Origin of the sequence: Vibrio sp. V03_P4A6T147 (assembly GCF_002241085.1) — a bacterium.
GTDB lineage: Bacteria > Pseudomonadota > Gammaproteobacteria > Enterobacterales > Vibrionaceae > Vibrio > Vibrio anguillarum.
Map to the genome: position 1 here is coordinate 1 of NZ_NDIO01000241.1, position 4,912 is coordinate 4,912.

Consider the following 4,912-nt stretch of genomic DNA (forward strand, 5'->3'; position numbering starts at 1 on the left):
AAGCAAAATTGAAGAAGATGATTTTGGTTTTTGTGAATCTTGTGGCGTGGAAATCGGCGTTCGTCGCTTAGAAGCTCGACCAACGGCGGACCTTTGCATTGACTGCAAAACGCTAGCCGAACTTAAAGAAAAACAGATGCAAGGTTAATCTTACCTTTTGTTTGTGTTAAAAAAGGGAGCTAAAGCTCCCTTTTTGTTTTCACTCGATACCCAAATAACTTGTAACTTGGATGAATCGCAATGCACTATATTGGCCGATTTGCCCCATCACCTTCAGGCCCACTTCATTTTGGTTCTTTGATCGCTGCACTTGGCAGCTACTTTCAAGCAAAATCACAGCAAGGTAAGTGGTTGGTTCGCATCGAAGATTTGGATCCGCCAAGGGAAATGCCAGGAGCCTCCACCCTGATACTTCAAGCCATCGAAGCCTATGGTTTGCATTGGGATGACGAGGTGGTTTATCAAAGCCAGCGCCACACTTTATACCAAGATCAAATTGAGGCTTGGCTTGAATCAGGGCAAGCCTATTATTGTGATTGCACGCGTAAACAAATTAAACAGATAGGTGGCTTTTATCCCGGTACATGCCGCTATAAAAAACCAACATTAACCGAAGATTGCGCGGTTAGGTTGCGTGTTGATACACCGGTAGAGTCATTTTTCGACCAAAAACATGGCGAAATTCACATTCCTAAAGCATTAGCACAGGAAGACTTCATCATTAAGCGACGTGACGGTTTATTTGCTTATAATCTTGCCGTAGTGCTCGATGATATCGATCAAGGAGTGACGGAAGTGGTGCGGGGAGCCGATTTAATTGAACCAACAGGACGACAAATCAGCTTGTATCATTGCTTACATAAAACTCCGGTAAGCTACCTTCACTTGCCGCTCGCGATGGATGGTAATGGCAATAAATTATCCAAACAGAATCATGCCACTGCCATTGATATTCAAAATCCTAAACCTACTTTGCTTAAGGCAATGCGCTTTTTAGGGTTTGAGATAAAACAAGAGATTAGCGACGCTTCCATCGATGAAATTATCTTTTGGGGCAGTCAGAATTGGCACGTTGAACAACTCCCTCGGGAGACCGAGATCACACCGTGATTCTCAAAAGGCTATCCTTACGCTATGATTAGCCGCAAAATCGTCCCGAACGGGCACTTTAAATAACAAAAGCAAGGTTGGCAAAAACCAATTATTGCCAGATGCACATGAATAAAAACGACTATACACCACGCGAAAATCGCGTTTACCAAGACTTAGCTCTAAATATTATCACTCGTGATGAACACAATATTTCGCGCAAGCAAATCAGCGATAATGCGCTCAAGGTGCTATACCGACTTCATGGCGCAGGTTTTGACGCCTATTTAGTCGGTGGTGGAGTACGCGACCTACTATTAGGTGAGACACCAAAAGATTTTGATATCGCCACTAATGCAACACCAGAGCAAATACGCCAACAGTTTCGCAACTGCCGCTTGATCGGCCGTCGCTTTCGCTTAGCGCACATCATGTTTGGCCGCGACGTGGTGGAAGTGGCGACTTTCCGTGGACACCATCAAGAGCCGAGCCAAAACGTCTCAGCACAATCTGAAGCGGGTATGCTGCTACGTGATAACGTCTACGGCACCATTGATGAAGATGCTGAACGCCGGGACTTCACGATTAACGCCATGTATTACAACATCGGTGATTACAGCATTCATGATTATGCTGGCGGCATGGAAGACTTAGAAGATAAGCTCATCCGCTTAATTGGCGATCCTGAAACGCGCTACCGTGAAGACCCAGTGCGCATGTTGCGTGCGATTCGTTTTGCGGCCAAGCTCGATTTCGATATCGAAGAAGAGACTGCCGACCCAATCGAACATCTTGCTCCTTTACTGCAAGATATTCCTGCGGCACGTTTGTACGAAGAATCGCTAAAGATGCTGCAAACTGGCCACGGTTTAGAAACCTACCACTTAATGCGTGAGTACAACCTGTTCCAGCAGTTGTTCCCTGTGATAGCTCAAGAGTTCACTCCAGACTACGACTCGCACACAGAACAGATGTTGGATCTGGTCTTAGATTCAACCGACCTGCGTATTGAAGAAGGTAAACGCATCAACCCAGCCTTCATGTTTGCTGCCATGTTCTGGTACCCGACAGTGAAACTGGCTGATGCGTTAATGCAGCAGCGTAATTTCGCCTATTACGACGCCGTCATGGAAGCGAGTAACCTCATCCTTGACCAAGTGGTGAAAACCCTTGCCATACCTCGTCGTCATACCGCAACAATTCGCGAAATTTGGCAATTGCAGTTGCGCTTACCACGTCGCAATGGGAAACGCGCCTTCCGCCTTATGGAGCTCAACAAATTCCGAGCGGGTTTTGATTTTCTACAAATGCGTGGCGAGATCGAAGGCGGAGAGACTAAGAAGCTGGCTGACTGGTGGACAACGTTTGAAAGCGCCGGGCGGGATATGCGCCAAGCGATGGCAAATGATTTGGAAAGTGGCGCAAGTAACAAACCCAATGTACGCCGCCGCAGAAGCCCACGTAATAAAAAGAGCCGCCCAGAATCATGATTCTCGTTTATATTGCTGTTGGCAGTAATTTAGGCGACCCAATCGCGCAAGCTAAGCAGGCCATTGAAGCCTTGAAATGTTTGCCACACTCTCGATTTTTAAGCGCCTCATCCTTGTACAGTAGTACACCGATGGGGCCACAAAACCAGCCCGATTACATCAATGCGGTGGTTGCGATAGAAACCGATTTAACGCCACTTGAGCTGCTCGATTGCACCCAAAATATCGAGTTAGAGCAAGGGCGAGTTCGCAAAGAAGAACGTTGGGGGCCAAGAACGCTCGATCTGGATATTCTTCTTTACGGCAATGAGGTGATCGATTCCGAGCGATTGACCATTCCTCACTACGGAATGAAAGTACGTGAATTCGTGCTCTACCCGCTCGCCGAAATCGCACCAAGTTTACAACTCCCTGATGGGACTGAGCTCAATCAACTGTTACCGCTCGTCGAACGTAACGGGCTCGGTATTTGGCACTCGCCAGCGCCTCGTAAGGACATTTAATGAAAAAAATCACCATAAACGATCTGATCCAATGGAAACAACAAGGTCGTAAATTTGCAACCGTCACCGCGTATGACGCAAGCTTTGCTCAGCTTTTTGAAAGCCAAGAGATGCCTGTATTATTAGTGGGCGATTCTCTGGGTATGGTGCTACAAGGTCACACAGATACCCTACCCGTCACCGTTGAAGAGATTGCCTACCACACACGCAGCGTGCGTGCCGGTAGCCCTAACTGTTTATTGATGGCTGATATGCCTTTTATGAGCTACGCCACACCACAACAAGCCTGTGAAAGCGCCGCTAAATTGATGCAAGCGGGTGCAAATATGGTCAAAATCGAAGGTGGTGATTGGCTGGTCGAGACGGTGAAAATGCTGACTGAACGCGCGGTTCCGGTTTGCGCACACCTTGGTTTAACACCACAATCGGTCAATATTTTTGGTGGCTATAAAGTACAAGGCCGCGACCAAGAAAAAGCAGACCGAATGGTCAAAGACGCGTTGGCGCTCCAAGAAGCGGGCGCACAAATTGTGTTATTAGAGTGTGTACCGGCCAGCCTAGCAGCGCGAATTACCGAAGTGCTTGATGTGCCAGTGATTGGCATTGGCGCAGGTAACGTGACCGATGGACAAATTCTAGTAATGCACGATATGTTCGGAATTTCGGCGAATTACATGCCAAAATTCTCGAAAAACTTTCTTGCTGAAACAGGGGATATGCGTAAAGCCGTCGCAAAATACATCGCAGATGTAGAAAGTGCCGCTTTCCCTGATGACGCTCATACCATCGCCTAAAGGAGATATTCATGCAAACTTTTGCTGACATTTCAGCTCTTCGCGAGCAGATCAAACAGTATAAGCGTGAAGGCCGCCGAGTCGCTTTTGTACCGACCATGGGCAATTTACATGAAGGCCACTTAACCCTAGTGCGTAAAGCACGTGAAGAGGGCAATGTGGTCGTGGTCAGTATTTTTGTTAACCCGATGCAATTTGACCGCGCGGATGACTTAAATAACTACCCGAGAACACTGGATGAAGACTTAAGTAAACTCAACGCGGAAGCGGTTGATTTGGTCTTTACCCCAACCCCAGAAATAATGTATCCGCAAGGATTAGAAAAACAGACCTTTGTTGAAGTACCGGGGCTTTCTCATATGCTCGAAGGCGCATCAAGACCAGGGCATTTCCGTGGCGTTGCAACCATAGTCGCTAAGCTGTTCAACATAGTGCAGCCGAATGTTGCCTGTTTTGGTGAAAAAGATTTTCAACAGTTAGCGGTGATCCGCCAAATGGTCAGCGATCTTTGTATGGATATCGAGATTGTCGGCGTCCCTACCGTCCGTGAAATGGATGGCTTGGCGATGAGTTCACGTAACGGGCTGCTGACGTTGGATGAACGCCAACGTGCACCTGTCCTTGCTCGCACCATGCGTTGGATAAGCAGTGCACTGCGTGGTGGCCGCGACGATTACGCGTCGATCATTGAAGATGCCAGTGACCAATTGCGCGCTGCTGGGCTACAACCTGATGAGTTGTTTATTCGCGATGCCAAAACGCTGCAACTGATCTCTAATGAGACCACACAAGCGGTGATCTTAGTGTCTGCATTTCTGGGTAAAGTACGCTTAATCGACAACCAAGTGTTAGAATTTAGCGCAGAAACGAAAGCGGACCCTGAAGAAGAGTAATTGCTATTTCAAGTGATGAAGTGATGAAGTGATGACTCATTCTCGCTTCAGAACCCTATATTGCAAAGGTCGCCCATAAGGAGCGACCTTTTTTGTATCGTAATTTAACTGAGGTTAACGCGATTGTCGGAGAACAATATAGT

General features: G+C 47.3%; 6 protein-coding genes. All 6 read left to right on the plus strand.

Translation table 11 applies throughout. The features are described 5' to 3' along the window. The coding region (locus B9J84_RS09600; RefSeq protein ID WP_179217551.1) for a TraR/DksA C4-type zinc finger protein at positions 1-148 on the plus strand (148 nt) is incomplete at its 5' end. 92 nt (positions 149-240) lie between these two features. Beyond that, positions 241-1,110 (plus strand): tRNA glutamyl-Q(34) synthetase GluQRS, encoded by an 870-nt coding sequence (gene gluQRS, locus B9J84_RS09605; protein ID WP_017043010.1) that lies wholly within the window; start codon positions 241-243, stop codon positions 1,108-1,110. Between the two features lie 107 nt (positions 1,111-1,217). Further along, positions 1,218-2,579: a polynucleotide adenylyltransferase PcnB gene (gene pcnB / locus B9J84_RS09610; RefSeq protein WP_176429456.1), complete on the plus strand. Its 1,362-nt coding sequence runs from the start codon at positions 1,218-1,220 to the stop codon at positions 2,577-2,579. Next, positions 2,576-3,082: a 2-amino-4-hydroxy-6-hydroxymethyldihydropteridine diphosphokinase gene (folK, locus tag B9J84_RS09615; protein WP_047690048.1), complete on the plus strand. Its 507-nt coding sequence runs from the start codon at positions 2,576-2,578 to the stop codon at positions 3,080-3,082. The genes pcnB and folK overlap by 4 nt, the downstream gene beginning before the upstream one ends. Then, the gene (gene panB / locus B9J84_RS09620) at positions 3,082-3,876 is read left to right on the plus strand and encodes a 3-methyl-2-oxobutanoate hydroxymethyltransferase (RefSeq protein WP_010319550.1); all 795 of its coding nucleotides are present in this window, start codon (positions 3,082-3,084) and stop codon (positions 3,874-3,876) included. Before folK ends, panB begins: the two co-directional genes overlap by 1 nt. Positions 3,877-3,887: 11 nt before the next feature. Continuing rightward, a complete protein-coding gene (panC, locus tag B9J84_RS09625) occupies positions 3,888-4,769 on the plus strand; it encodes a pantoate--beta-alanine ligase (protein WP_010319549.1) in 882 nt (293 codons plus the stop codon). Positions 4,770-4,912 lie beyond the last annotated feature (143 nt).